This window comes from Streptomyces sp. NPDC046308, from assembly GCF_055588065.1.
In genome coordinates this window covers 125,077-148,455 of record NZ_JBVJFB010000004.1, presented here as the reverse complement: position 1 = coordinate 148,455, position 23,379 = coordinate 125,077, and the positions used below count along the sequence as shown (strand labels likewise).

Genomic DNA, 23,379 nt, shown 5'->3' with positions numbered 1-23,379 from the left:
ACACGCATGAGCCTCCCCCGGGCCCGGCCCCGGGAGAGGCGCGGCACCGCAGGCACTACCCTCGCTCCCATGACCAAGAAGTTCGAATACGCGACGGTCCCGCTGCTGGTCCACGCCACCAAGCAGATCCTGGACACCTGGGGCGAGGACGGCTGGGAGCTCGTCCAGGTCGTGCCCGGCCCGAACAACCCCGAGCAGCTCGTGGCCTACCTGAAGCGGGAGAAGGCATGAGCGGCGTCGTCGACGCGAAGCTGGCCGAGCTCGGCCTGACCCTGCCCGAGGTCGTCCCGCCGCTGGCCACGTACCAGCCGGCCGTGCGCTCGGGCGTGTACGTCTACACCGCGGGCCAGCTCCCGATGGTGAAGGGCAACCTGCCGGTCACCGGCAAGGTCGGCGCGGAGGTCTCGCCGGAGCAGGCCAAGGAGCTGGCCGCCACGTGCGCGCTGAACGCCCTGGCCGCCGTCAAGTCGGTCGTCGGCGACCTCGACAAGATCGCGCGTGTCGTGAAGGTCGTCGGCTTCGTCGCCTCGGCCCCCGACTTCACGGGCCAGCCGGGCGTGCTGAACGGCGCGAGCGAACTCCTGGGCGCCGTCCTCGGCGACAAGGGCGTGCACGCCCGCAGCGCGGTCGGCGTGGCGGTCCTGCCGCTGGACGCCCCGGTCGAGATCGAGATCCAGGTGGAACTGGTCGCCGGAGCCTGACCCCCCGGGGAGGGTTCCGCTCTTTCCGCCGGTGCGGCGCCGCTGCCGGGGGCCCCGCCCCCGGCAGGGCCCCGCAGGCCGGGACGCGGCGTCGGCGCCGGGTGACCCTCGAACATCGGGCCGGATGGCCGTAGCATCCGGCCATGCCGAATGGTCAGCATGGTCAGCAGCAGCCTCCCGCCGGAGGCCAGTGGTATCCGCCGGAATGGCCCGACCGCATCCGCGCGCTCGCGGCCGGTTCCCTCGTCCCGGTGCCGCCACGCCGCGCCGCCACCGTGATGCTCCTGCGCGACACCCCGGCCGGTCCCGCCGTGCACATGCTGCGCAGACGGGCCTCCATGGCCTTCGCCGGGGGCGCGTACGCCTATCCGGGCGGCGGGGTCGATCCCCGCGACGAGGAGCACCAGGTGGGCTGGGCCGGGCCCTCGCAGGAGGACTGGGCGGACCGGCTCGGAACGGACGTCCTGACCGCCCAGGCCATCGTCTGCGGCGCCGTACGGGAGACCTTCGAGGAGGCGGGCGTCCTGCTCGCCGGGGAGACCCCGGACACCGTCGTCGGCGACACGACCGGTGACGACTGGGAGGCCGACCGGCAGGCCCTGGTCGCCCGTGAGCTGTCCTTCGCGGACTTCCTCGACCGCCGCGGCCTGCGGCTGCGCTCCGACCTGCTGGGGGCGTGGGCGCGCTGGATCACCCCCGAGTTCGAGCCGCGCCGCTACGACACCTGGTTCTTCGTGGCCGCCCTCCCCGAGGGCCAGCGCACCCGCAACGCCTCCACCGAGGCCGACCGGACCGTCTGGATTCGCCCGGCCGACGCGGCCGCCGGCTACGACAAGGGCGAGCTGCTGATGATGCCGCCCACCATCTCCACCCTGCGCTCCCTGGAGCCGTACGGGAGCGCCGCAGACGCGCTCACCGCGGCCGCCGCCCAGGACCTCACCCCGGTGCTCGCCGAGGCCGTGCTGGAGGACGGCGAGGTCGTGCTCAGCTGGCCGGGCCACGACGAGTTCACCAAGCGGGTCCGCCTCGGCCGTCCGGGGGGCACCGCATGAGCGACGCCGTCGCACTGCCCGGACACCCCCGCGGAGTCGTCACCTCGGGGCCGGCGACGGCCCGCGCGGTGAACGTCCTCGCCCCCAACGCCTCCGCGATGACCCTGGACGGCACCAACACCTGGCTCGTGTCAGAGCCCGGCTCCGACCTCGCCGTCGTCATCGACCCCGGCCCGCTGGACGAGGCACACCTGCGGGCGGTCATCGCCGCCGCCGAACAGGCCGGCAAGCGGATCGCCCTGACCCTGCTCACCCACGGACACCCCGACCACGCCGAGGGCGCGGGCCGCTTCGCCGAGCTCACGCGTACCAAGGTCCGCGCCCTGGACCCGGCCCTGCGGCTCGGCGACGAGGGCCTGGCCGCCGGGGACGTGATCCGCACCGGCGGGCTGGAGCTGCGCGTCGTCCCGACCCCGGGCCACACCAGCGACAGCCTCTGCTTCCACCTGCCCGCCGACCGGGCCGTGCTGACCGGCGACACCATCCTGGGCCGCGGCACGACCGTCGTCGCCCACCCCGACGGGCGGCTCGGCGACTACCTGGACTCCCTGCGCCGGCTGCGCTCGCTCACCGTGGACGACGGGGTGCACACCGTCCTGCCGGGGCACGGGCCCGTCCTGGAGGATGCGCAGGGGGCCGTCGAGTACTACCTGGCCCATCGCGCGCACCGGCTCGCCCAGGTCGAGACCGCCGTCGAGAACGGCTTCGTGACCCCCGAGGCGGTCGTGGCCCAGGTCTACGCGGACGTGGACCGCTCCCTGTGGCCGGCGGCGGAATGGTCCGTCCGCGCGCAGCTCGAGTACCTTCAAGATCACGGACTGATCCCAGGAGGGCCCGAATGAACACCGTGTTCCTGCTCGTCATGCTGGTGGGCACGGCCGGATGGATCACGTCGACGGTGTCGCTGCGGGTGAAGAGCCTCCAGATGCAGGCGGACCGGGCGGAGCGCCGCCTGGCCCTCGTGCTGGACCACCTCGGCATCGAGGAGCCGGAGCCCGCCGGCATGGACGAGGTGCGCGCGCTGCTCGCGCAGGACCGGCAGATCTCGGCGATCAAGGCCTACCGCCGGATCACCGGCGCGGGCCTGGCCGAGGCCAAACTGGCCGTCGAGGCCCTGGCGGACGCCCGTAGGCCCTAGGGGGTGTTGCCCGCTCCGGCTGGCCGCGGGGTCTTCGTGCCGTGCCGGGCCGTGTACTCGTCCGCGAGCCAGGGCCCGAGGTCCTCGACGTACGCGCGCAGCACGGCCGGGTCGGCCACCGGATCCAGTGCCGCGGCGGCCGCGGCGCGCATCTGGTCCGCGCGCTGCGGGTAGTAGCCGCCGAAGACCTCCGCGGACTCGGTGAGGTCGCTGGTCCAGCCACCCCACCGGGGCATGACCAGCGTGAACCCGGTGCGCACCAGGTGCCGTGAGAAGAGCCGGCACAGGCTCCGGTACTCGTCCGGGGTCGACGCCTCCCGCATCCGCCGGCGCCACCGGGGCAGTACGTCGGCCAGGTCGCCGTTGGTCTCGCGCGCGAGCAGGCTGTCCGGACGGTAGCGCGGCAGGTGCTCGGCCAGGTCCGCGCCGAGGAGCGGCGTGCACAGGCAGGCGAGGAACCAGCCCAGGTCGAATCGTTCCGCCTCGCTCAGCAGGGTGTCCTTGCCGTACAGCAGGATGCCGACGCCGTCGACCTCCGGGAAGTCCTCGTCGAGCCCGCGCGCCAGCACCTCGGCGGCGTCGCGGTCCTCGCCGGCGGGCTCGTGGTGCAGGGCCAGCAGGAGGTCGAGGTCGGAGCGCCCGGGGCGGGCCGTCCCGCGCGGCACGGACCCGTACAGGTAGGCGCTGTGCAGCCGCCTCCCGTACGCGTCGCGGATCCGGCCGCGGGCGGCCGCGACGACGCCCGCGAACGCGCCCGGGACCTGCCCGAGGGATCCCTCGCGCTCGAAGCAGCCGTCCGTGTCCAGCCCTCTGTGCTCCATGCCTCCACTGTGCCTCGTGCGGACCCGCCGGTGCCCGAGGCGCGGGGGCGGGGGCGCTGGGGCGCGGGGGCGCGGAGGCGCGGGGGGCGCGTCCCGGACATGCGGAAGGGGCCCCGCCCTCTCGGGCGGGACCCCTCCGAACAGCCGGGACCGGCGTCAGCGCGAGCGCTTCGCGAGGCGCTCCACGTCGAGCAGGATCACCGCGCGCGCCTCCAGGCGCAGCCAGCCGCGGCCCGCGAAGTCGGCCAGGGCCTTGTTCACGGTCTCGCGGGAGGCGCCCACGAGCTGGGCGAGCTCTTCCTGCGTGAGGTCGTGCACCACGTGGATGCCCTCCTCCGACTGCACGCCGAAGCGGCGCGACAGGTCGAGGAGCGCCCGCGCCACACGTCCGGGAACGTCGGAGAAGACCAGGTCGGACATCTGGTCGTTGGTCTTGCGCAGGCGCCGGGCGACGGCGCGCAGCAGCGCGGTCGCGACCTCGGGCCGGGCGTTGAGCCAGGGCTGGAGGTCGCCGTGGCCGAGGCCGAGCAGCTTGACCTCGGTCAGGGCGGTGGCGGTGGCGGTGCGCGGGCCGGGGTCGAAGAGCGACAGCTCACCGATCAGCTCGCCGGGGCCGAGGACGGCCAGCATGTTCTCGCGGCCGTCGGGGGAGGTGCGGTGCAGCTTCACCTTGCCCTCGGTCACCACGTACAGCCGGTCGCCGGGGTCGCCCTCGTGGAACAGGGCGTCACCGCGTGCGAGGGTCACCTCGCCCATGGAGGCGCGGAGCTCCGCGGCCTGCTCGTCATCGAGCGCCGCGAAGAGCGGGGCGCGCCGCAGAACGTCGTCCACGAGTCTCTCTCCTATGTCGACCAGCTCACGGGGACCGTGCTCCCCATTTTGCCGGACGGCTCAAACAGTGCGATCAATCACAAGGATGCCGGACGGACGGGCGTGCTGTGCGGCGAGAGGCCAATCGGAGTGGTGTTACCTGAGGTCCGGGCGGGTGTCAGCGGCCGGCCTTAGGCTGGCCGGGTGTCCAATAAGCCGGTGAGAGCACAGGCCAAGGGGTCCGCAGGAGTGACGGCGCCCCAAAATTCAGCCGTGGGCGAACAAGCCTCCAGGGTGGCGTCCGGGAAGGGGGCAGCCGGCCCTCAGGGCAAAGTTTCGGCCAAGAAACCGAAGGCGCCCAAGCCGGAATCGCGCCTGGCCATGGTGCGCAGGGCGCGGCGCATCAACCGCGAGCTGGCCGAGATCTATCCGTACGCCCATCCGGAGCTCGACTTCCGCAATCCCTTCGAACTGCTCGTCGCGACGGTGCTCTCCGCGCAGACCACCGACCTCCGGGTGAACCAGACGACCCCGGCCCTCTTCGCCGCCTACCCGACCCCCGAGGACATGGCCGCGGCCGCTCCCGAACACCTGGAGGAGCTGATCCGGCCGACCGGGTTCTTCCGGATGAAGGCCAAGTCCCTGCTCGGCCTCTCGCAGGCCCTGCGGGACGACTTCGGCGGGGAGGTGCCGGGCCGGCTCGAAGACCTGGTGACGCTGCCCGGAGTGGGCCGCAAGACGGCGAACGTGGTCCTCGGCAACGCGTTCGGCGTCCCCGGGATCACCGTCGACACCCACTTCGGCCGCCTCGTGCGCCGGTGGAAGTGGACCGAGCAGCAGGACCCGGAGAAGGTCGAGGCGGAGATCTGCGCGATCTTCCCGAAGAGCGAGTGGACGATGCTCTCGCACCGCGTCGTCTTCCACGGCCGCCGCATCTGCCACTCGCAGCGGCCGGCCTGCGGGGCCTGCCCGATCGCCCCGCTCTGCCCGGCGTACGGGGAGGGCGAGACGGACCCGGAGAAGGCGCGGAAGCTGCTCAAGTACGAGAAGGGCGGTCAGCCGGGCCAGCGGCTGTCCCCGCCCCCGGACTACCCGGGACTCCCCGCGCCGCCGCTGGGGGGTGCTCCGGCGCCGTCCTGAGCGGTCCCGGCCCACCACGGCGGGGGACGCACCCACGGCGGGGGACGCACCCACGGCGGGGGCGCACCCACGGCGGGGGCGTAGCCGCGGACCCGCGGCTGCGCCCCCGCCGCGGTCCCGCGGTGGCGCCGCACCCGAGGAACCAATCAGTACCCGCACCGCGTTTGGCGGTGTGGGAGATCACGGACGGGGATGCCTATGACGCGCGGTAGCGGTACACGGGACGAGACGGCGGCGGGAGCCCGCGAGGGCGACGGCATCGCGCTCAGCACGCAGGGCCTGCCCGCCTGGCTCGACCCGGTCGTCGAGGCCGCCCGGACCGTGCAGCCGCGGCAGCTGAGCCGGTTCCTGCCGCCCGAGGACGGCCGCGGGCGGCAGTCCGCCGTGCTCGTCCTCTTCGGGGAGGGCCCCCGCGGCCCCGAGCTGCTCCTCATGGAGCGCGCCGGCACCCTGCGCTCGCATGCGGGGCAGCCGTCCTTCCCCGGTGGCGCACTGGATCCGGAGGACGGCGATCCGCACACCACCGGCCCGTTGCGCGCCGCGCTGCGCGAGGCCGAGGAGGAAACCGGACTCGATCCTTCCGGTGTTCAGCTCTTCGGGGTGCTGCCCCGGCTCTACATCCCGGTCAGCGAGTTCGTGGTGACCCCGGTCCTCGGCTGGTGGCGCACGCCCAGCCCGGTCGGCGCCGTGGACCCGGCCGAGACGGCACGCGTCTTCACGGTTCCCGTGGCCGATCTCACGGATCCCGAGCACCGGGTCATGGCCGTCCACCCGGCCGGCCACCAGGGGCCGGGATTCACCGTCGAATCGGCTCTGGTCTGGGGTTTCACCGCCGGGGTGATCGACAGGATCCTGCACTTCGCGGGCTGGGAGCGCCCCTGGGACCGCACGCGCCGGGTCCCGCTCGACTGGCGCGCATGAGACGGTGGCCCACGTGAACGTGCTGGACATCCTGTTGTTGCTCGCCGCGGTGTGGTTCGCGATCGTCGGCTACCGCCAGGGGTTCGTCGTCGGCATCCTGTCGGTGATCGGATTCCTCGGCGGCGGCCTCATCGCCGTGTCCCTGATCCCGCTGATCTGGGACCGGGTGACGGACAACGGCACCCAGGTGTCCACCACCGTCGTCGTCATCGCCGTCGTCGTGATCATCGTCTGCGCCTCGATCGGCCAGGCCCTGACCACCCACCTGGGCAACCGTGTCCGCCGCCAGATCACCTGGTCACCGGCGCGCGCCCTCGACGCGACCGGCGGCGCCCTGGTCAACGTGGTCGCGATGCTGCTGGTCGCCTGGCTGATCGGCCTGCTGCTGGCCGGGACCTCGCTGCCCACCCTGGGCAAGGAGGTCCGCAACTCCAAGGTGCTCCTCGGCGTGACGCGGGTGCTCCCCGACCAGGCGAACACCTGGTTCATGGACTTCAGCTCCACCCTCGCGCGCAACGGCTTCCCGCAGGTCTTCACCCCGTTCTCCAACGAGCCGATCACCGAGGTCAAGGCGCCCGACCCGGCGCTCGCCATCAGCCCCGTCGCCGAGCAGGCCAAGCGTTCGATCGTGAAGGTCGTCGGCACCGCGCCCAGCTGCAGCAAGGTGCTGGAGGGCACGGGCTTCGTCTTCGCGCCCGGCAAGGTGATGACCAACGCGCACGTCGTCGGCGGGGTCGGCGAGCCGACCGTCCAGGTCGGCGGCGAGGGCAGGCTGTACGACGGCAAGGTCGTGCTCTACGACTGGGAGCGCGACATCGCCGTACTGGACGTGCCCAAGCTGAAGGCGCCGGCGCTGGAGTTCACCGACAAGGACGCGACGAGCGGCGTCGACGCGATCGTCGCCGGCTTCCCGGAGAACGGCGCGTACGACGTCCGAGCCGCCCGCGTCCGCGGCCGGATCAATGCCACCGGACCGGACATCTACCACCGCGGTACTGTCCGACGGGACGTCTACTCGCTGTTCGCGACGGTCCGTCAGGGAAACTCCGGCGGCCCGCTGCTGACGCCCGAGGGCAAGGTGTACGGGGTCGTCTTCGCGAAGTCCCTCGACGACCCGAACACCGGCTACGCGCTGACCGTGGACGAGATCCGCGATGACATCCAGACCGGCAAGGTCGCCGACCAGCGGGTCCCGAGCCAGGGCTGCGCCCTCTGAGCGACCGCGCCCGCCGGGGCCCTACGTCCGTGGATGGCGCAGGCGCGCCGAGACCCAGCGGGCCCGGCGGCGCAGGATGCGCGGAATCCCGAGGTGGAGGTCGTGGCCGTGTCGGCCGGCCCTCTCGTGGGTGCCCGGCGTAGCTGCCGAGCGGCGTTCGTGCGCGGTGTCACCGTGGTCGTGCGTCCAGCTCATACTCCGAGCTGTGCCCGTAGCCCAAGGTCGGTAACCCCGTCAGCGGCGGCCAATTGGCCTATGCGCCAGGCAATTGAATGCTCGTAAGACGAGCGTATGAGCGAACTGCCCGACTTTCACGACGTGGTGGGCCGTCTGGCCGGAGGACGGGCCGGCCGTCCGGCTCAGCGGTCCGGCTCGGGGTCCTTGAGCCAGTTCACCAGCTCCGAGGAGAAGGCCACGGGGTCCTCCTCGTGCGGGAAGTGCCCGAGCCCGTCGAACAGCCGCCAGCGGTAAGGGGCTTCGACGTACTCCCCGGACCCGGCCGCACTCCGCGTCCGCATCACGGGGTCGAGCGAACCGTGCAGGTGCAGCGTCGGGACCCGCACCGGGCGCTTCATCCGCCGGTTGAACTGCAGCCCGTCGGGCCGCGCCATGGACCGCATCATCCAGCGGTACGGCTCGATCGAGCAGTGCGCGGTGGACGGGACGCACATGGCCCGCCGGTACACGGCCAGGTCCTCCTCCTCGGGCGGCCGCGGCCCCGACCAGTCCCGGATCAGCTCCCCCACGAGGGCCCCGCCGTCGGCGACGAGCTGACGCTCGGGCACGAACGGCCGCTGGAAGCCCCAGATGTGCGAACTGGCCCGCGTCTGCCCGAAGTCCGACAGCATCGCCGAGCGCCAGCGACGCGGGTGCGGCATGGAGGAGACGACGAGCCGGCGCACCAGCTTGGGCCGCATCACGGCCGCCGTCCAGGCGAGGTACCCGCCCAGGTCGTGCCCGACGAGGGCGGCGTCCGGCTCGCCGAGGGACCGTACGACCCCGGTGATGTCGAGGGCGAGATTGGCCGGGTCGTAGCCGCGCGGGGTGCGGTCGCTGCCGCCCACCCCGCGCAGGTCCATCGCGACCGCCCGGTACCCGGCGTCGGCGAGCGCGGTCAGCTGGTGCCGCCAGGTCCACCAGAACTGCGGGAAGCCGTGGAGCAGCAGCACGAGCGGTCCGTCACCGAGCTCGGCGACGTGGAAGCGGGCGCCGTTGGCGGCGACGTCCCGGTGCGTCACCGTCCGCCCGCCGGGGAGGTCGAGCCGTACCGCCGTGGCAGCCGTGGGGGGAACGCTGGGGTCCGGCGTGGGCGCTGTCATGAGGACGAGCGTGCCACACCCACAGCCTGGTCACTCACCGGCCGCGGGTGCGGCTTGACGGTCCCGACCAGTGCGGCGGTCTGCTTCACGGAGGCGATGGACTTCTCCGGCGGCTTGACCTTCTTGAACTTGCGCACCGCGATCAGCACGAGCACACCCGCGATGAGCAGGAACGCACTGCCCACGATGAGGAAGGACCAGGCGAGCCCGAGCCCGAGGTTGTGGATGCCGTACGCGGCGGCGAAGGTCAGCACCGGAAGCGAGAAGACCGCGAACACACCGGCGCCGGCGAGGGAGGCGGAGCCGCTGCCCACGCGCTTGACGTCCTCGCGCAGCTCCGCCTTCGCGAGGGCGATCTCGTCGTGAACCAGGGCGGACATCTCGGCGGTGGCCGAGGCGACCAGCTGGCCGAGTGTGCGCTCGGCTCCCTGCGCCTCTTGGTCCACTGCGCTCATCGCTCTCTCCCTCTGTCGTCTGCTGCCGTGCGGCTGTCCTGCGTCGTCAGTCAGATCATGCCGGACGGTCGCCCTCGGTGGTGGACCCGGCCGCGCTTTGGAGCGCCGCGGCAGCCGCGCTCTCGGCCTTGCGGCGGTGTTCCGCGGCGCGCTCCTCGTAGATCCTCGCCATCCGCAGGTGGTACTCGGGGTTGTGCTCCTCGTAGATGTCCGGGATGCCGTCGAGGTCCTCGTCCCGCTCCTCGGCCTCGGTGAGCGCCCGGTACTTGCGGTTGCGGAGCTTGAGCATGACGCCCGCGATCACGGCGGCGATGAGCGAGCCGAGCAGTACGGCCGCCTTGATCTCGTCGGTGAGGACCGGGTCGCCGGCGAACGCGAGCTCGCCGATCAGGAGGGAGACGGTGAAGCCGATGCCGGCGAGCGAGGCCACGGCGAGTACGTCGGGCCAGGCGAGGTCGTCGTTGAGTTCGGCCTTGGTGAACCGCGCGGCGAGCCAGGTGCCGCCGAAGATGCCCACCGCCTTGCCGACGACGAGGCCGAGGACGACGCCGAGGGTCTCGGGCCGGGTGAACACCTGAGCGATGGCCTCGTCGGAGAGCGAGACCCCGGCGGAGAACAGGGCGAAGAGGGGCACGGCGAGACCGGCCGAGACGGGCCGGACCAGGTGCTCGATGTGCTCACCGGGGGACTGCTCCTCGCCTTCCCTGCGGGTGCAGCGGAGCATCAGGCCCATGGCGACGCCGGCGATGGTGGAGTGGACGCCGCTGTTGTACATCAGGCCCCAGACGACCAGCGCGAGCGGGACGTAGACGTACCAGCCGCGCACTCCCCGGTGGAGCAGGAACCAGAAGAGGGCCAGGCCCACGAGCGCGCCGCCGAGCGCCAGGAAGTCGATCTCGCTGGTGAAGAACACCGCGATGATCAGGATGGCGAAGAGGTCGTCGACGACCGCGAGCGTCAGCAGGAAGGCGCGCAGGGCCGAGGGCAGGGAGGTGCCGAGGACGGCGAGGACGGCGAGCGCGAAGGCGATGTCGGTGGCGGTCGGGACCGCCCAGCCGTCCATCGCGCCGTTGCCGAGGGAGTTGACCAGTACGTAGACCAGCGCGGGCATGGCCATGCCGCAGACGGCCGCGATCACCGGGAGGGCGGCCGCCTTGGCGTCGCGCAGGTCGCCCGCGACGAGCTCGCGCTTGAGCTCGATGCCCGCGACGAAGAAGAAGATCGCGAGGAGTCCGTCGGCCGCCCAGTGCTGGATCGACAGGTCCAGGCCGAGGGCGCTGGGGCCGATGTGGAAGTCCCGGACCGCCTGGTAGCTGTCCGCCAGCGGTGGGGTGTTCGCCCAGATCAGCGCGGCGACGGCGGCCGCGAGCAGGAGCACGCCGCCGACGGTCTCGGTGCGCAGGGCATCGGCGACGAAGCGGCGCTCGGGCAGCGAGAGCCGGCCGAGCAGCTTGCGCTTCTGGTGATCGGTGGGGCTGGGCGCGGCCACGAGGTGACACCTCCGGGGTCGGTTGGACGGCATGGCGAAGCTCATTGCCGACCAGACTTCCCGGCGCACCCTGTGATGTTTCTTTACGCTTTCAATATTTTACAGGGCACACGCGAGGGCGAATCCGATGATCGTCACTTTATGTGCGAAACGGGCACCCGGCGCGTCGCGACGGGTGCCCGTTTCTCGTTTCGGTGAGCGCCGCGGTCAGTCCTCGCCGCCGGCAGCAGCCGGGAGCTTGCTCTGGATCAGGTCCATGACCGAGGAGTCGGCGAGCGTGGTGACGTCACCGACCGCGCGGTTCTCCGCCACGTCGCGCAGCAGACGGCGCATGATCTTGCCCGATCGGGTCTTCGGCAGTTCCTGGACCGGCAGGATCCGCTTCGGCTTGGCGATCGGGCCGAGTGTGGCGCCCACGTGGTTGCGCAGGTCGGCGACCAGGCCCTCGGTCTCGGAGGCGCTGCCGCGCAGGATGACGAAGGCCACGATGGCCTGGCCGGTGGTCTCGTCGTTGGCGCCGACCACGGCCGCCTCGGCGACCGAGGGGTGCGAGACGAGCGCCGACTCCACCTCGGTGGTCGAGATGTTGTGGCCGGACACCAGCATCACGTCGTCCACCCGGCCGAGCAGCCAGATGTCACCGTCTTCGTCCTTCTTGGCGCCGTCGCCCGCGAAGTACCTGTCCTCGAAGCGGGACCAGTAGGTGTCGATGAACCGCTGGTCGTCACCCCAGATGGTGCGCAGCATCGACGGCCACGGCTCGGTGAGGACCAGGTAGCCGCCTCCGCCGTTCGGGACCTCGTGCGCCTCGTCGTCCACGACGGTGGCGGAGATCCCGGGCAGGGCGCGCTGCGCGGAGCCCGGCTTGGTGTGCGTGACGCCCGGCAGCGGGGAGATCATCATCGCGCCGGTCTCGGTCTGCCACCAGGTGTCCACGATCGGGCAGCGGTCGCCGCCGATGTGCTTGCGGTACCAGATCCAGGCCTCGGGGTTGATCGGCTCGCCGACCGAGCCCAGGACGCGCAGGCTCGACAGGTCGAACTTGGCGGGGATGTCGTCGCCCCACTTCATGAACGTGCGGATGGCCGTCGGCGCCGTGTAGAGGATGGTGACGCCGTACTTCTGCACGACCTCCCAGAAGCGGCCCTGGTGCGGGGTGTCCGGCGTGCCCTCGTACATCACCTGGGTGGCGCCGTTGGCGAGCGGCCCGTAGACGATGTAGGAGTGCCCGGTCACCCAGCCGATGTCGGCGGTGCACCAGTAGACGTCGCTCTCGGGCTTCAGGTCGAAGACCGCGTGGTGGGTGTACGCGGTCTGGGTGAGGTAGCCGCCGGAGGTGTGCAGGATGCCCTTCGGCTTACCCGTGGTGCCCGAGGTGTAGAGGATGAAGAGCGGGTGCTCGGCGTCGAAGGGCTGCGGGGTGTGCTCGGCGGACTGCCGGCCCACCACCTCGTGCCACCAGACGTCGTGGCCCTCGGTGAAGGCGGTGTCCTGACCGGTGCGTCGCACGACCAGCACGTGCTCGACCTGCGGACACTTGGCGACGGCCTCGTCGATGGCGGGCTTCAGGGCGCTCGGCTTGCCGCGGCGGTAGCCGCCGTCGGCGGTGATGACCAGCTTGGCGTCGGCGTCCTGGATGCGGGAGGCGACGGCGTCGGCGGAGAAGCCGCCGAAGACCACGGAGTGCGCGGCGCCGACGCGGGCGCACGCGAGCATCGCGACGACCGCCTCGGGGATCATCGGCAGGTAGACGGCGACGCGGTCGCCGGCCTCGACACCCAGCTCGGTCAGGGCGTTCGCGGCCCTGGAGACCTCGTCCTTGAGCTCGGCGTAGGTGATCGCGCGGCTGTCCCCGGGCTCGCCCTCGAAGTGGATGGCGACGCGGTCGCCGTTTCCGGCCTCGACGTGGCGGTCCACGCAGTTGTACGCGACGTTCAGCTTGCCGTCCGCGAACCACTTCGCGAAGGGCGGATTCGTCCAGTCGAGCGTCTCGGTCGGCTCGGTGGCCCAGGTCAGCCGCCGGGCCTGCTCGGCCCAGAAGCCCAGCCGGTCCGCGTCGGCCTGTGCGTACGCAGCCTCTTTCACATTGGCGGCGGCGGCCAGATCGGCGGGCGGTGCGAACCGCCGCTCCTCCTTGAGCAGATTGGCCAGGCTCTCATTGCTCACGACATCTCCCTTTCCCAGGGTGTCCGTTGTGTCCCCGGGCATAGCTCATCAGTCAGCGGCCCAGGTGACAAGGGGTAGCCGAGAATTGGTTTAGACCTATATCACGATCGGCCCGCACGAGAACGGCGTGCGAATGGCCCCCTCCCGCTGCAGGGTGCGGGAAGGGGCCAAACGATTGCACGGATACGGGAGGGTATCGGTTCAGGCGTGCTGGCCCACGGTGTCGAAGACCCGGCAGTCGAAGAAGTCCTCGCCCTCGGACAGCAGGTAGGCCTGCGCCTCGCCCACGTGGAAGTACATGCCGTGCAGTTCCAGCGTGCCCTCGGCGAGCCGCCGGGCCACCGATTCGTGGGCCCGCAGGTGCTCCAGCTGCTGGACCACATTGGTCAGGCACAACTGCTCCACCGCGTCCGCCGGGAGCCGGCCGGAGATTCGGGCCCAGGCGTGGTGGCGACTGGCCATCCGCTCCAGGCTGGGCAGCCCGTGCCGCAGCCAGCGGCGCAGCGGGGTCATCGGAAGTCCGGGCGCGGAGCTGAGCAGGGCCTGCATGGCCCCGCAGCCCGAGTGCCCGCACACCGTGATGCTGTCGACCTTCAGCACGTCCACGGCGTACTCGATGGCCGCGGCGACCGAGTCGTCCGTGGACTCCGCGCCGGGCAGCGGGACCAGGTTGCCGACGTTGCGGACGGTGAACAGGTCGCCCGGTCCGCTGGCCGTGATCATGCTGGTCACCAGGCGGGAGTCCGCGCACGTGAGGAAGAGCTGCGAGGGCCGCTGCCCCTCGCGGGCCAGTCGGGCCAGCTCGTCCCGCACGTGGGGGGCGGTGTCCCGCTGGAAGGCGCCGATGCCGCTCGCGAGTTGGCCGGCGCCGCGCCGCCGAGGCGCCGTCGGGGCCTCGTCCGCGGAGGTCTCGGCGGCCGCCGCCGCGGCCGCGGCCGTGGGCGTACGGGTCCCGGCGGGGCGGTGGTCGCAGTGGTTCTGCCAGGGGGTCCAGGGCCGGCAGCACTGGTGGGTCCCGCGTCGAGACCGGTCCGCGTGGTGGCTGCCGCTGTGCGGTACGCCCGCTCCGGTCGCGCCGGCTTCGGTGGCTTCCCCGGCTTCCCCGGATCCCCCGAACCCGTCGGGCCCGTCGGCTGAGGTGGCTCCGGGCAGCCGCGCCGATGATCCGGCCCGGCCGGTCACCTCCAGCGTGCCCCCGTGCGCCAGATGGGACTCCTGCCAGTCCTGCAGCGTCTCGTAGGCGGCGTGATCCATGAACGAGCCGTCCAGCTCGATCACCACATGCCCGTCGTGCGGGATCTGGTTCAGTACCCGGCTCAGCCGGGGTACCGCGAGGAAGGTCAACTGCCCGCGCGCCCGAACCCGGTGGGTCCCGTCATCCTGCCGGTCCATGGTGATCCTGGTCCGGGCGAGCCGGTGCAGGGCCAGTGCGACGGCCACCGCGATGCCGATGGCCACGCCCTCCAGGACCCCGCCCAGTACGACGGCCGCGATGGTCGTGCCGTAGACCACGACCTCCCGGTGCCGGGTGACGCTGCGCAGGTGCGTGATGCTGACCATCTGCACGCCCACGGCCATCACCAGGGCCGCGAGTGCGGCGAGCGGGATCAGGTCGAGGACCGGGACGAGAAGGCCGGCCGCCAGAACCACCCAGAGGCCGTGCAGCATGGTCGATCTCCGACTGACCGCACCGGACTTGACGTTGGCCACGCTCCGGACGGCCACACCCGAGACGGGCAGCCCGCCGAGCGCGCCGGAGACGATGTTCGCCGCACCCTGCCCCCACAGCTCGCGGTCGAGGTCGGTGCGCGGCGGCCGGTTGCCCGTCCGCCGCTCGGAGGCGATCAGCTTGTCGGTCGCGACCGCGGAGAGCAGGGACTGCACACTGCCGACCAGCGCGATGGTCAGGACGGCGGCGAGGATGCCGAGGACCGGCCCCTCGGGCAGCTCGGGCAGGGCGTGGCTGCGCCAGGACGGCAGGTCCACCCTGGGCAGGGCGAGCCCGGACAGTGCGGCGGCGGCGGTGGCCGCGGCGACGGCCGCCAGCGCGGCGGGGGCCTTGCGCAGGATCCGGCCGGCCCGTCCGGGCAGCCACGGCCAGGCCAGCAGGACGGCCAGGGTCAGGGCGCTGACGCCGAGTGCCGCGGGATGCAGATCGGCCAACTGGGCGGGCAGCCCGAGGACGTTGGCCACGGCCGAGCTCTGCGGGTTGCCGCCGAGCACGATGTGGAGTTGGGCGAGGGCGATCGTCACGCCGATCCCGGCGAGCAGGCCGTGCACGATGGCCGGGCTGACCATGAGCGCCGACCTGGCGGTGCGCAGTGCGGCGAGGCCGAGCTGGCAGACGCCGGCGAGCACGGTGATGGCGCATGTGGTGCGCCAGCCGTAGTGCTGGATCAATTCGGCGGTGACCACGGTGAGTCCGGCGGCGGGCCCGCTGACCTGGAGCGGGGCGCCCCCCAGCCAACCGGCGACGATCCCGCCGACCGCGGCGGCCACCAGCCCGGCTTGGAGCGGGGCGCCGGTGGCCAGGGCGATGCCGAGCGAGAGCGGCAGAGCGATCAGGAAGACGGCGATGGAGGCGGAGAAGTCGGCCGGGAGGTCCTTGCGGGTCTCGCGGGTCGTGCGGGTGGGAGAGGTGGCTGTCATGGGTTCCCGTCTCCTCTGGGGAGGGATGAAGCGGCGGGAGTCTCAACACTCGGTAAATGGATGGTAATGGAGAGTAAAGGTGTGCGGTGAATAATACGGGCAAATGGCCTATAAATTAGCACTCAAGAGTGATTAAGCATTTTGTACGGCTTGTCATACCTTCCTCAAAGCTGACCGCGTGGGACGTTGCGGCGCGGAAGTCCTGCGATGGAACTGCGAGGGAGAGGTGGGGCGGATGATCGCCGCCACGAAGAAGATCGCCGGTGGCCTGGTCGCCACGGCCCTGGTCCTGGGAGTTGCCGGGTGCAGCGCCTCGGGCCCCGCCAAGTCACCGGCTCCCGGGGCGCCGAACGCACGCAAGGGTGCCGAGGCGGAGGCCCCCGGCAGTGTCAACCGGCCCATCGGCGACGGTTCGACCGCGTACACCGGCCCCCAGCCGAACGTGCAGAAGCCGCAGAAGCTGAAGCCCGGCGAAAAGCCGCCGCAGTTCGTGGTGTTCTCCTGGGATGGGGCCGGCGAGGACAGCCAGAAGCTCTTCTCGCACTTCCGTGAGGTCGGCAAGCAGTCCAACGCCCGCATGACGTACTTCCTCAGCGGCGTCTACATGCTCCCGGAGGAGAAACGTTCCCTCTATACGGCACCGCAGCACTCGCCCGGCCGCTCCGACATCGGCTTCGGCGACCTCCAGGGCATCAAGGACACCGCCACCCAGCTCCGCGCGGCCTGGCTGGAGGGCAACGAGATCGGCACCCACTTCAACGGGCACTTCTGCGGGCCCGACGGCGGCGTCGGCACCTGGTCCGTGGACGAGTGGAAGAGCGAGATCAACCAGGCCAAGGCCTTCGTCAAGAACTGGAAGACCAACGCGGGCCTGAAGACCATGGAGGCGCTCCCCTTCGACTACGACAAGGAGCTCATCGGCGCCCGCACCCCCTGCCTCGAGGGCCAGAAGAACTTCATGCTGGCGGCGAAGGACATGGGCTTCCGCTACGACTCCAGCGGCATCAGCAAGCAGATCTGGCCCAAGAAGACGGACGGACTCTGGGACGTCCCGCTCCAGCTGGTGCCCATGCCCGGCCGTGCCTTCGACACCCTGAGCATGGACTACAACTACATGGTCAACCAGTCCGGGACGACCTCGCAGGGAGACCCCTCGCAGCACGCGTACTGGGGTGACCAGATGCGTGACGGCCTGCAGGAAGCCTTCGACCGCGTCTACCAGGGCAACCGCGCGCCGCTGATCATCGGCAACCACTTCGAGTCCTGGAACGGCGGCACCTACATGCGTGCCGTCGAGGACTCCATCAAGTCCATGTGCACCAAGCCCGAGGTCCGGTGCGTGCCGTTCCGCGAGCTGGTGGACTGGCTGGACGCCCAGGACCCGAAGGCCCTGGAGTGGCTGCGCACCCTCGACGTCGGAGAGGCGCCGAAGCAGGGCTGGGCGAAGTTCCTGACCGCGGGGCCGCCGGCGGCGCCGGCCGCCCCCGCGGGCGTCAAGCCGGCTGCGGAGCCGGCTGATGAGAGTGCGGACGAGGGCTGACGAAGGACTCGTCCGCGGCGGTGGCCGCGACGCCCTCGCGCAGGGTGAAGTCGGGGTCGACCTGGTCCGCCAGGTCGACCCCGGTCTTGGCGTTGCCCCAGCTCTCCGCGTTCTTGAGGTGGAAGCGCACCATCTGCTCGGTGTACCGGTCCCAGTCGCGGTGGGCGTACGAGTCGTCGGCGGCGTCCTGGAGCGCCTGGAGGGCGAACCGGTTGGTCGCCTCCAGCAGCTCGAAGGCGGCCGGACGGCCCTTCTCCATCGCCCGTACCCAGTCGGAGTGCCCGACGGTGACCAGCAGGTCCTCGCCCACCTCGTCCTGCAGGAACTCGATGTCCTCGGGGCCCTGCACCTTGTTGCCGATGACCTTCAGCGCGACCCCGAAGTCCCGCGCGTACTCCTTGTACTGGCGGTAGACGGAGACGCCCTTGCGGGTCGGCTCGGCCACCAGGAAGGTCATGTCGAAGCGGGTGAACATGCCCGAGGCGAAGGAGTCGGATCCGGCGGTCATGTCGACGACCACGTACTCGTCCGGGCCGTCGACCAGGTGGTTGAGGCACAGCTCGACCGCCCCGACCTTGGAGTGGTAGCAGGCCACGCCGAGGTCGGCCTCGGTGAACGGCCCGGTGGCCATGAGCCGCACGGGCTCCCCGTCCAGCAGGAGCGTGCGCGCGCAGGCCTCGTACACCGGGTTGTCCTCGGTGACCCGCAGCAGGCGCGAGCCCCGGCCGGGCGGGGTGGTCTTGATCATCGTGTCGGCGGACGCGATGCGCGGGTTGGAGCCCCGCAGGTACTCCTTGATCAGGGGCAGGTGCGCGCCCAGGGCGGGCAGTTCGGCGGCCTCGTCCTCGCCGAGACCGAGCGCGGCGCCCAGGTGCTGGTTGATGTCGGCGTCCACCGCGACGACGGGGGCCTCATTGGCGGCGAGGTGGCGGATGAAGAGGGAGGACAGCGTCGTCTTGCCGCTGCCGCCCTTTCCCACGAAAGCGATCTTCATGTTCACCAAGCGTAGTGGGTAAGTCGCGCTGTGTTGTCAAGGTGAGTGAAGAAGACCACTCCAAGGAGGGGTCGGTGCCAGGGGTGCGCAGTGCGTAGGCTCCCTACTTATGAGTAGCGCTTCTGACCCGTTGGTCGCCCTGGCCGGGCTGCCGGGTGTCGCCGAGTCCGTGGATTCCGTACGCAAGGCCGTGGACCGGGTCTACGGGCACCGGGTGATGCGCCGCCGCAGCGGTGAGATCACCTCGGAAGCCGCCCTGCGCGGGGCCCGAGGGAGCGCGGCGCTCTCCGGTGCGGACTGGGCGCTGGAAGAGGTGCGGCGCCGCACCGACTTCGGATCGGAGCCGGAGGCGCTGACGGTGGGCGCGGCCCTGCGGCTCACCGCGGAGGCCGGGCAGCTGCTGAGCATCTGGCGCCAGTCCCCGCTGCGGGTCCTCGCGCGGCTGCACCTGGTGGCGTCCGGGTCGACGGCCGAGGGTGACGTGGTCGGCCGCCCCCGTCTGGCGGGCGAGCAGGTGGTGGAGCCCCTGGTGGACCTCCCGCTGCCGAGCGCCGAGGAGGTCGCGGGCCGGCTGGACGGCCTGTCCCGCCTGATCATCGCGGGTGGCTCCGCCCCGGCCCTGGTCACGGCGGCGGTGGTGCACGGCGAGCTGCTGGCCCTGCGTCCGTTCGCCTCGTACAACGGGCTGGTCGCGCGGGCGGCCGAGCGCATCGTCCTGATCAACAGCGGTCTGGACCCGAAGGCGATCTGTCCCGCGGAGGTCGGTCACGCGGAGCAGGGGCGCGAGGCGTACCTGGCCGCCTTCGAGGGCTATGTCTCCGGCACCGCGGAGGGGATGTCCGCGTGGATCGCCCACTGCGGGCGGGCGATCGAGCTCGGAGTGCGCGAGTCGACGGCGGTCTGCGAGGCCCTGCAGCGCGGCGCGGCCTGACGCGCGGCCCGGACATGGGTTGCGGCGACACCGTACTGCTTTGGTGTCGCCGCTGGCATTTACGCCCAGTTACCAAGCGTCCTCGATTGTTGCCCATCAGGTCGGGGACTTTGCCCGTTACCTGGTGCGGCTGGCCCGTAATCGACGGGTCGACGTCGCGTGGGTGCTCGGCGTTCATGCTTCGGTCCGTGGGCCTTACTGCGTTTTAAAGATGATCCTCTCGGATGTTCTTTGGTCTCGCGGGCCGTTGCTTTATTTGTACTCCGCTTGTGAGCCATGCGAAACCCCTGGCTCCACTTTTTACTATTCGGGACGACTTCGGGTGAACCGGACAGCCCGTATCGGTCCGGGTCGGGACATTCAGGCAGACGCGGCGGCGGCGAGCGCATGGGCGCGGCGCCGGCTCGCGTACCAGACCAGCCCCGCCGTGGCGGCTGCCGCGCCCACGGCGGCCGCCGCGACGAGGGCCGGGCGTGCGGGCATCGACAGTCCGGGCAGCCGCTGCTTGAGCCGCACGGGCCGGTTGAACACCAGCACCGGCCACGCGCGGGCCACCGCCTCCCGCCGCAGCGCCCGGTCGGGGTTGACCGCGTGCGGGTGTCCCACGGCCTCCAGCATCGGGATGTCGGTGGCCGAGTCGCTGTAGGCGTAGCAGCGGGCGAGGTCGTACCCCTCGGACTCCGCGAGCTCGCGCACGGCTTCCGCCTTGGTGGGCCCGTAGGCGTAGTACTCGATCTCGCCGGTGAAGCAGCCGTCCTCGCCCACGACCATGCGCGTGGCGACGACCCGGTCCGCCCCGAGCATCTCCCCGATGGGCTCGACCACTTCCGCGCCGGAGGTCGACACGATCACCACGTCGCGGCCCGCGGTGTGGTGGGCCTCGATCAACGAGGCGGCCTCGTCGTAGATGATCGGGTCGATGAGGTCGTGGAGGGTCTCCGCAACGATCTCCCGGACCTGCTGCACGTTCCACCCCTTGCAGAGGCCGGACAGGTACTCCCGCATCCGTTCCATCTGGTCGTGGTCGGCGCCGCCGGCCAGGAAGATGAACTGCGTGTACGCGGTGCGCAACACGGCTCGCCGGTTGATCAGGCCGCCTTGGTAGAAGGACTTGCTGAACGTCAGGGTGCTCGACTTCGCAATGACCGTCTTGTCCAGGTCGAAGAAGGCTGCGGTGCGAGGCGAGGAGCGCGGCAAGGGCTGATTTTCCACGCCCCGAGCATATGCGCCCACCATTCGGCGTAAGGTGTGGCGCGTGGGTTTGCCTGAGAAGGCTCTCGGGTACACCATGGAAGTCACGGATCGTTCGCGACCGTGCTAACCCGGTCTGGCTCCTCCCCCCCCGAGTCGGACCGTGGGGACGACCCCCGCTCTCCCCCCCGGCGGGGGTCGTCGCATGTCCGGACGCGGTTCGCGCCCCTGCCTTCGGCCCCAAGTGACCATGTTCCCGGCCCTCCTCTTCTGCGGGGCCGACGCGGCGAAGGCCCTCACCACATCAGACTCGTGACGGTGCGTAGTGGTTCCGCCGCGCTCCGGAACTCACCTGGGAGGGTGACCGGGTTATTCACAATCGCTGGGTTGTCCACAGTTATCGAGCAAGATCCACTTGTTTTTCCCGATCGCTGCACGGTGATTCCAGCCGCGAAGTCCGCGGTGCTGGATTTGCAGTGAGAAGGGGGCGGAGATCGTGGCTCGATCGAAGTCGTGTGAAACGCCGAAGTCCGCGGTGGCGGGGGCCGGAGTGGGGGTCGCGGCCGTGCCCGGCGGCGGGCGGCCGCTGATCATCACCGAGGACCCCGTGCTCCTCGACGACCTGCTGAGGCTGTGTGCCGCCGCGGGCGCCGAGCCGCACGTGCACCACGCGGTACCCGAGCAGGGCGGCGCGGGCGGCGCCGCCGACGCAAGTGACGGACGCACCGGGGGTGTTGGCTGGGATTCCGCGCCGCTCGTGCTCGTCGGGGACGACGCCGCGGGGCGGGTCCGAGGGGCGCCGCGCAGGACCGGGGTGTTCCTCGTCGGCCGGGACCTCGACGATCCCCTCGTGTGGCAACGCGCGGTGGAGATCGGTGCCGAGGAGGTGCTGCGCCTTCCCGACGCCGAGAGCCTGCTCGTCGACCGCATCGCCGACGTCGTGGAGGGGGCCGGACGGCCCGCCCTCGCCGTCGGGGTGATCGGGGGCGCCGGCGGCGCCGGTGCCTCCACCCTCGCCTGCGCGCTCGCCGTCCGGGCCGCCCGCGCCGGGGAGCGGACCATCCTCATCGACGGCGACCCGCTGGGCGGGGGCATGGACGTGCTGCTCGGCGGCGAGAGCGCCGAGGGGCTGCGCTGGCCGGACTTCGCGGCGTCGCGGGGGCGGGTCGGCGCCGGAGCCCTGGAAGAGTCCCTGCCCGAGCTGCACGCCCTGCGGGTGCTCAGCTGGGACCGCGGGGACCGGGTGGTGGTGCCGCCCGCCGCCATGCGGTCGGTGGTGGCCGCCGCCCGCCGCAGGGGCGGGGTCGTGGTGGTCGACCTCCCACGGCGGGTGGACGAAGCCGTGGCCGAGGTGCTGGCCCAGCTCGACCTGGTGCTGATGGTGGTGCCCGGCGAGCTGCGGTCGGTGGCCGCCGCGGGCCGGGTGGCGGCCGGAGTGCGGATGGTGGCCCGGGACGTGCGCGTCGTCGTGCGGGGCCGCTGCCCGGGCGGTCTGGATCCGGAGGCCGTGGCGGGGCTGCTGGGGGCGCCGCTGGCCGGTGAGGTGCCGGTCGAGGTGGGGCTCCCGGGGCGGGTGGCCGAGGGGGAACCGCCGGGGGCGCAGGGGCGGGGCGCGTTGGCCCGCTTCTGCGACGGCTTCTGGCAGCGGGCGCTCGGTCCGGCCCAGGGGGTGCCGGCATGAGCGCGGTGCTGCTGGACGCGGTGCGCCGCCGACTCGCCGAGAGCGGGGCGGAACCGACCCCGGCGCGGGTGGCGGCGGCCCTACGGGCCCAGGGTCGACTGCTCGGGCATGCCGAAGTGCTGGGTGTGGCAGCCGAGTTGCGGTCCGAGCTCGTCGGCGCCGGCCCGCTGGAGGCGCTGCTGGCCGACCCGGAGGTCACCGATGTGCTGGTGGCGGCTCCCGACCGGGTGTGGGTGGACCGGGGTGGCGGCCTGGAACTGACCGGGGTGACCTTCCCCGACCCCGAGGCCGTGCGCAGGCTCGCCCAGCGGCTGGCCGCCGTGGCGGGGCGGCGCCTCGACGACGCCCGGCCCTGGGTGGACGCCCGCATGCCGGACGGCACCCGGCTGCATGCCGTGCTGCCGCCGGTGGCGGTCGGCTCGGCCTGCCTCTCGCTGCGGGTGGTGCGGCCCCGGGCGTTCACGCTGGAGGAGCTCGTCGTGGCGGGCACGCTGCCGCCCGGCGGCCACCGGCTGCTCCGGGACATGGTCGAGGCCCGGCTGTCGTTCCTCGTCTCAGGAGGCACGGGAACCGGCAAGACCACCCTGCTCAGCGCCCTTTTGGGGCTGGTCGGGCCCGGTGAGCGGATCGTGCTGGCCGAGGACTCGGCCGAGCTGCGCCCCGACCATCCGCACGTGGTGCGGCTGGAGACCCGGCCGGCCAATCAGGAAGGGGCGGGCCTGGTCACGCTGGCGGATCTGGTCCGGCAGGCGCTGCGGATGCGGCCCGACCGCCTGGTGGTCGGCGAGGTGCGGGGCGCCGAGGTGGCGGATCTGCTCGCCGCGCTGAACACCGGACACGAGGGGGGATGCGGCACGGTCCACGCGAATGCCGCGGCTCATGTCCCGGCTCGGCTGGAGGCGCTCGGGACGGCCGCCGGGCTCGACCGGGCCGCCCTGCACAGCCAGTTGGCCGCGGCGCTGACCCTGGTGCTCCATCTGGTCCGGGATCGTGAGGGGCGCCGCCGGCTGGCCGAGGTGCACGTGCTGGAGCGGGACGCTGCCGGACTGGTGGTGACCGTGCCGGCGCTGCGCTGGTCTGCCCGGGGCTTCGTGCGGGAGCGGGGCTGGGACCGGCTGCGTCCGCTGCTGCGGGGTGTGCGGTGAGCGCCGCCGCGGGGCTGTCG

Annotated in this window: 22 protein-coding genes; 12 read left to right on the top strand and 10 right to left on the bottom strand. The window is 72.0% G+C overall.

Going from position 1 to position 23,379, the window contains the following annotated elements; translation table 11 throughout:
* Positions 1 to 69 precede the first annotated feature (69 nt).
* From ACZ6JT_RS18175 to ACZ6JT_RS18155, 5 genes are all read left to right on the top strand, one after another.
* Positions 70 to 231 (top strand): DUF4177 domain-containing protein, encoded by a 162-nt coding sequence (locus tag ACZ6JT_RS18175; RefSeq protein ID WP_007264966.1) that lies wholly within the window; start codon positions 70 to 72, stop codon positions 229 to 231.
* The gene (locus ACZ6JT_RS18170) at positions 228 to 701 is read left to right on the top strand and encodes a RidA family protein (RefSeq protein ID WP_351286359.1); all 474 of its coding nucleotides are present in this window, start codon (positions 228 to 230) and stop codon (positions 699 to 701) included. The genes ACZ6JT_RS18175 and ACZ6JT_RS18170 overlap by 4 nt, the downstream gene beginning before the upstream one ends.
* A gap of 143 nt (positions 702 to 844) precedes the next feature.
* Positions 845 to 1,753: an NUDIX hydrolase gene (locus tag ACZ6JT_RS18165; protein WP_469210916.1), complete on the top strand. Its 909-nt coding sequence runs from the start codon at positions 845 to 847 to the stop codon at positions 1,751 to 1,753.
* Positions 1,750 to 2,595, top strand: coding sequence for an MBL fold metallo-hydrolase (locus tag ACZ6JT_RS18160; RefSeq protein ID WP_388473082.1), 846 nt, complete (start codon positions 1,750 to 1,752; stop codon positions 2,593 to 2,595). The genes ACZ6JT_RS18165 and ACZ6JT_RS18160 overlap by 4 nt, the downstream gene beginning before the upstream one ends.
* A complete protein-coding gene (locus ACZ6JT_RS18155) occupies positions 2,592 to 2,891 on the top strand; it encodes a hypothetical protein (RefSeq protein ID WP_469210914.1) in 300 nt (99 codons plus the stop codon). Before ACZ6JT_RS18160 ends, ACZ6JT_RS18155 begins: the two co-directional genes overlap by 4 nt.
* Here the strand turns inward: ACZ6JT_RS18155 and ACZ6JT_RS18150 are convergent.
* Positions 2,888 to 3,712 carry a nucleotidyltransferase domain-containing protein gene (locus ACZ6JT_RS18150; RefSeq protein ID WP_469210912.1) on the bottom strand — a complete coding sequence of 275 codons (825 nt, stop codon included), beginning with the start codon at positions 3,710 to 3,712 and terminating at the stop codon, positions 2,888 to 2,890. The genes ACZ6JT_RS18155 and ACZ6JT_RS18150 overlap by 4 nt on opposite strands.
* 156 nt (positions 3,713 to 3,868) lie before the next feature.
* On the bottom strand, positions 3,869 to 4,543 hold the full coding sequence (locus ACZ6JT_RS18145; RefSeq protein ID WP_003981529.1) for a Crp/Fnr family transcriptional regulator: 675 nt from the start codon (positions 4,541 to 4,543) through the stop codon (positions 3,869 to 3,871).
* Between the two features lie 273 nt (positions 4,544 to 4,816).
* Between ACZ6JT_RS18145 and nth the strand changes: the two genes are divergently transcribed.
* The 3 genes from nth to ACZ6JT_RS18130 all read left to right on the top strand — a co-directional run bounded on the left by nth (position 4,817) and on the right by ACZ6JT_RS18130 (position 7,799).
* Positions 4,817 to 5,662 carry an endonuclease III gene (nth, locus tag ACZ6JT_RS18140; protein ID WP_469211555.1) on the top strand — a complete coding sequence of 282 codons (846 nt, stop codon included), beginning with the start codon at positions 4,817 to 4,819 and terminating at the stop codon, positions 5,660 to 5,662.
* 192 nt (positions 5,663 to 5,854) lie between these two features.
* Positions 5,855 to 6,583 (top strand): NUDIX hydrolase, encoded by a 729-nt coding sequence (locus ACZ6JT_RS18135; RefSeq protein WP_469210909.1) that lies wholly within the window; start codon positions 5,855 to 5,857, stop codon positions 6,581 to 6,583.
* Between the two features lie 13 nt (positions 6,584 to 6,596).
* Complete coding sequence (locus ACZ6JT_RS18130; RefSeq protein ID WP_469210907.1) at positions 6,597 to 7,799, top strand: MarP family serine protease; 1,203 nt, start codon at positions 6,597 to 6,599, stop codon at positions 7,797 to 7,799.
* A 21-nt stretch (positions 7,800 to 7,820) separates the two neighbouring features.
* Here ACZ6JT_RS18130 and ACZ6JT_RS18125 read toward each other — a convergent pair whose 3' ends face one another.
* From ACZ6JT_RS18125 to ACZ6JT_RS18100, 6 genes are all read right to left on the bottom strand, one after another.
* Positions 7,821 to 7,994: a hypothetical protein gene (locus ACZ6JT_RS18125; RefSeq protein ID WP_376612305.1), complete on the bottom strand. Its 174-nt coding sequence runs from the start codon at positions 7,992 to 7,994 to the stop codon at positions 7,821 to 7,823.
* Between the two features lie 164 nt (positions 7,995 to 8,158).
* Complete coding sequence (locus ACZ6JT_RS18120; protein ID WP_469210904.1) at positions 8,159 to 9,118, bottom strand: alpha/beta fold hydrolase; 960 nt, start codon at positions 9,116 to 9,118, stop codon at positions 8,159 to 8,161.
* Entirely contained in the window at positions 9,115 to 9,573 is a 459-nt protein-coding gene (locus ACZ6JT_RS18115) for a phage holin family protein (RefSeq protein WP_469210902.1), read from the bottom strand. The genes ACZ6JT_RS18120 and ACZ6JT_RS18115 overlap by 4 nt, the downstream gene beginning before the upstream one ends.
* 55 nt (positions 9,574 to 9,628) lie before the next feature.
* Positions 9,629 to 11,062 (bottom strand): Na+/H+ antiporter NhaA, encoded by a 1,434-nt coding sequence (gene nhaA, locus ACZ6JT_RS18110; protein ID WP_469210901.1) that lies wholly within the window; start codon positions 11,060 to 11,062, stop codon positions 9,629 to 9,631.
* A gap of 207 nt (positions 11,063 to 11,269) precedes the next feature.
* Complete coding sequence (gene acs, locus ACZ6JT_RS18105) at positions 11,270 to 13,270, bottom strand: acetate--CoA ligase (RefSeq protein WP_469210899.1); 2,001 nt, start codon at positions 13,268 to 13,270, stop codon at positions 11,270 to 11,272.
* A 159-nt stretch (positions 13,271 to 13,429) separates the two neighbouring features.
* The gene (locus ACZ6JT_RS18100) at positions 13,430 to 15,877 is read right to left on the bottom strand and encodes a SulP family inorganic anion transporter (RefSeq protein WP_469210897.1); all 2,448 of its coding nucleotides are present in this window, start codon (positions 15,875 to 15,877) and stop codon (positions 13,430 to 13,432) included.
* A gap of 235 nt (positions 15,878 to 16,112) precedes the next feature.
* On the opposite strand from ACZ6JT_RS18100, the gene ACZ6JT_RS18095 reads away from it, so the two are divergent.
* Positions 16,113 to 17,417: a polysaccharide deacetylase family protein gene (locus tag ACZ6JT_RS18095; RefSeq protein ID WP_469210896.1), complete on the top strand. Its 1,305-nt coding sequence runs from the start codon at positions 16,113 to 16,115 to the stop codon at positions 17,415 to 17,417.
* Here ACZ6JT_RS18095 and ACZ6JT_RS18090 read toward each other — a convergent pair.
* Positions 17,371 to 18,411, bottom strand: a complete 1,041-nt coding sequence (locus ACZ6JT_RS18090; RefSeq protein WP_469210894.1) for an ATP-binding protein — start codon at positions 18,409 to 18,411, stop codon at positions 17,371 to 17,373. The genes ACZ6JT_RS18095 and ACZ6JT_RS18090 overlap by 47 nt on opposite strands.
* A 109-nt stretch (positions 18,412 to 18,520) precedes the next feature.
* Between ACZ6JT_RS18090 and ACZ6JT_RS18085 the strand changes: the two genes are divergently transcribed.
* Positions 18,521 to 19,342 carry a Fic family protein gene (locus ACZ6JT_RS18085; protein WP_469210892.1) on the top strand — a complete coding sequence of 274 codons (822 nt, stop codon included), beginning with the start codon at positions 18,521 to 18,523 and terminating at the stop codon, positions 19,340 to 19,342.
* A gap of 360 nt (positions 19,343 to 19,702) precedes the next feature.
* Here ACZ6JT_RS18085 and ACZ6JT_RS18080 read toward each other — a convergent pair whose 3' ends face one another.
* Positions 19,703 to 20,578 carry an HAD family hydrolase gene (locus tag ACZ6JT_RS18080; protein ID WP_469210890.1) on the bottom strand — a complete coding sequence of 292 codons (876 nt, stop codon included), beginning with the start codon at positions 20,576 to 20,578 and terminating at the stop codon, positions 19,703 to 19,705.
* Between the two features lie 490 nt (positions 20,579 to 21,068).
* Here ACZ6JT_RS18080 and ssd point away from each other — a divergent pair, with 490 nt between their 5' ends.
* Both ssd and ACZ6JT_RS18070 read left to right on the top strand, forming a co-directional pair.
* Positions 21,069 to 22,214, top strand: a complete 1,146-nt coding sequence (ssd, locus tag ACZ6JT_RS18075) for a septum site-determining protein Ssd (RefSeq protein ID WP_469211554.1) — start codon at positions 21,069 to 21,071, stop codon at positions 22,212 to 22,214.
* On the top strand, positions 22,211 to 23,359 hold the full coding sequence (locus ACZ6JT_RS18070) for a TadA family conjugal transfer-associated ATPase (RefSeq protein WP_469210888.1): 1,149 nt from the start codon (positions 22,211 to 22,213) through the stop codon (positions 23,357 to 23,359). The genes ssd and ACZ6JT_RS18070 overlap by 4 nt, the downstream gene beginning before the upstream one ends.
* The last annotated feature ends 20 nt before the right edge of the window (positions 23,360 to 23,379 follow it).

Bases quoted from the DNA above. Each gene is read 5' to 3' on its own strand.
- ACZ6JT_RS18100 (WP_469210897.1), bottom strand. From the start codon at position 15,877: ATGACAGCCACCTCTCCCACCCGCACGACCCGCGAGACCCGCAAGGAC.
- ACZ6JT_RS18085 (WP_469210892.1), top strand. From the start codon at position 18,521: ATGAGTAGCGCTTCTGACCCGTTGGTCGCCCTGGCCGGGCTGCCGGGT.
- ACZ6JT_RS18175 (WP_007264966.1), top strand. From the start codon at position 70: ATGACCAAGAAGTTCGAATACGCGACGGTCCCGCTGCTGGTCCACGCC.
- ACZ6JT_RS18120 (WP_469210904.1), bottom strand. From the start codon at position 9,118: ATGACAGCGCCCACGCCGGACCCCAGCGTTCCCCCCACGGCTGCCACG.
- ACZ6JT_RS18080 (WP_469210890.1), bottom strand. From the start codon at position 20,578: ATGGTGGGCGCATATGCTCGGGGCGTGGAAAATCAGCCCTTGCCGCGC.
- ACZ6JT_RS18070 (WP_469210888.1), top strand. From the start codon at position 22,211: ATGAGCGCGGTGCTGCTGGACGCGGTGCGCCGCCGACTCGCCGAGAGC.
- ACZ6JT_RS18125 (WP_376612305.1), bottom strand. From the start codon at position 7,994: ATGAGCTGGACGCACGACCACGGTGACACCGCGCACGAACGCCGCTCG.
- acs (WP_469210899.1), bottom strand. From the start codon at position 13,270: ATGCCCGGGGACACAACGGACACCCTGGGAAAGGGAGATGTCGTGAGC.
- ACZ6JT_RS18115 (WP_469210902.1), bottom strand. From the start codon at position 9,573: ATGAGCGCAGTGGACCAAGAGGCGCAGGGAGCCGAGCGCACACTCGGC.
- ACZ6JT_RS18150 (WP_469210912.1), bottom strand. From the start codon at position 3,712: ATGGAGCACAGAGGGCTGGACACGGACGGCTGCTTCGAGCGCGAGGGA.
- ACZ6JT_RS18170 (WP_351286359.1), top strand. From the start codon at position 228: ATGAGCGGCGTCGTCGACGCGAAGCTGGCCGAGCTCGGCCTGACCCTG.
- ACZ6JT_RS18090 (WP_469210894.1), bottom strand. From the start codon at position 18,411: ATGAAGATCGCTTTCGTGGGAAAGGGCGGCAGCGGCAAGACGACGCTG.
- ACZ6JT_RS18165 (WP_469210916.1), top strand. From the start codon at position 845: ATGCCGAATGGTCAGCATGGTCAGCAGCAGCCTCCCGCCGGAGGCCAG.
- ACZ6JT_RS18155 (WP_469210914.1), top strand. From the start codon at position 2,592: ATGAACACCGTGTTCCTGCTCGTCATGCTGGTGGGCACGGCCGGATGG.
- ACZ6JT_RS18135 (WP_469210909.1), top strand. From the start codon at position 5,855: ATGCCTATGACGCGCGGTAGCGGTACACGGGACGAGACGGCGGCGGGA.
- ACZ6JT_RS18095 (WP_469210896.1), top strand. From the start codon at position 16,113: ATGATCGCCGCCACGAAGAAGATCGCCGGTGGCCTGGTCGCCACGGCC.
- ACZ6JT_RS18160 (WP_388473082.1), top strand. From the start codon at position 1,750: ATGAGCGACGCCGTCGCACTGCCCGGACACCCCCGCGGAGTCGTCACC.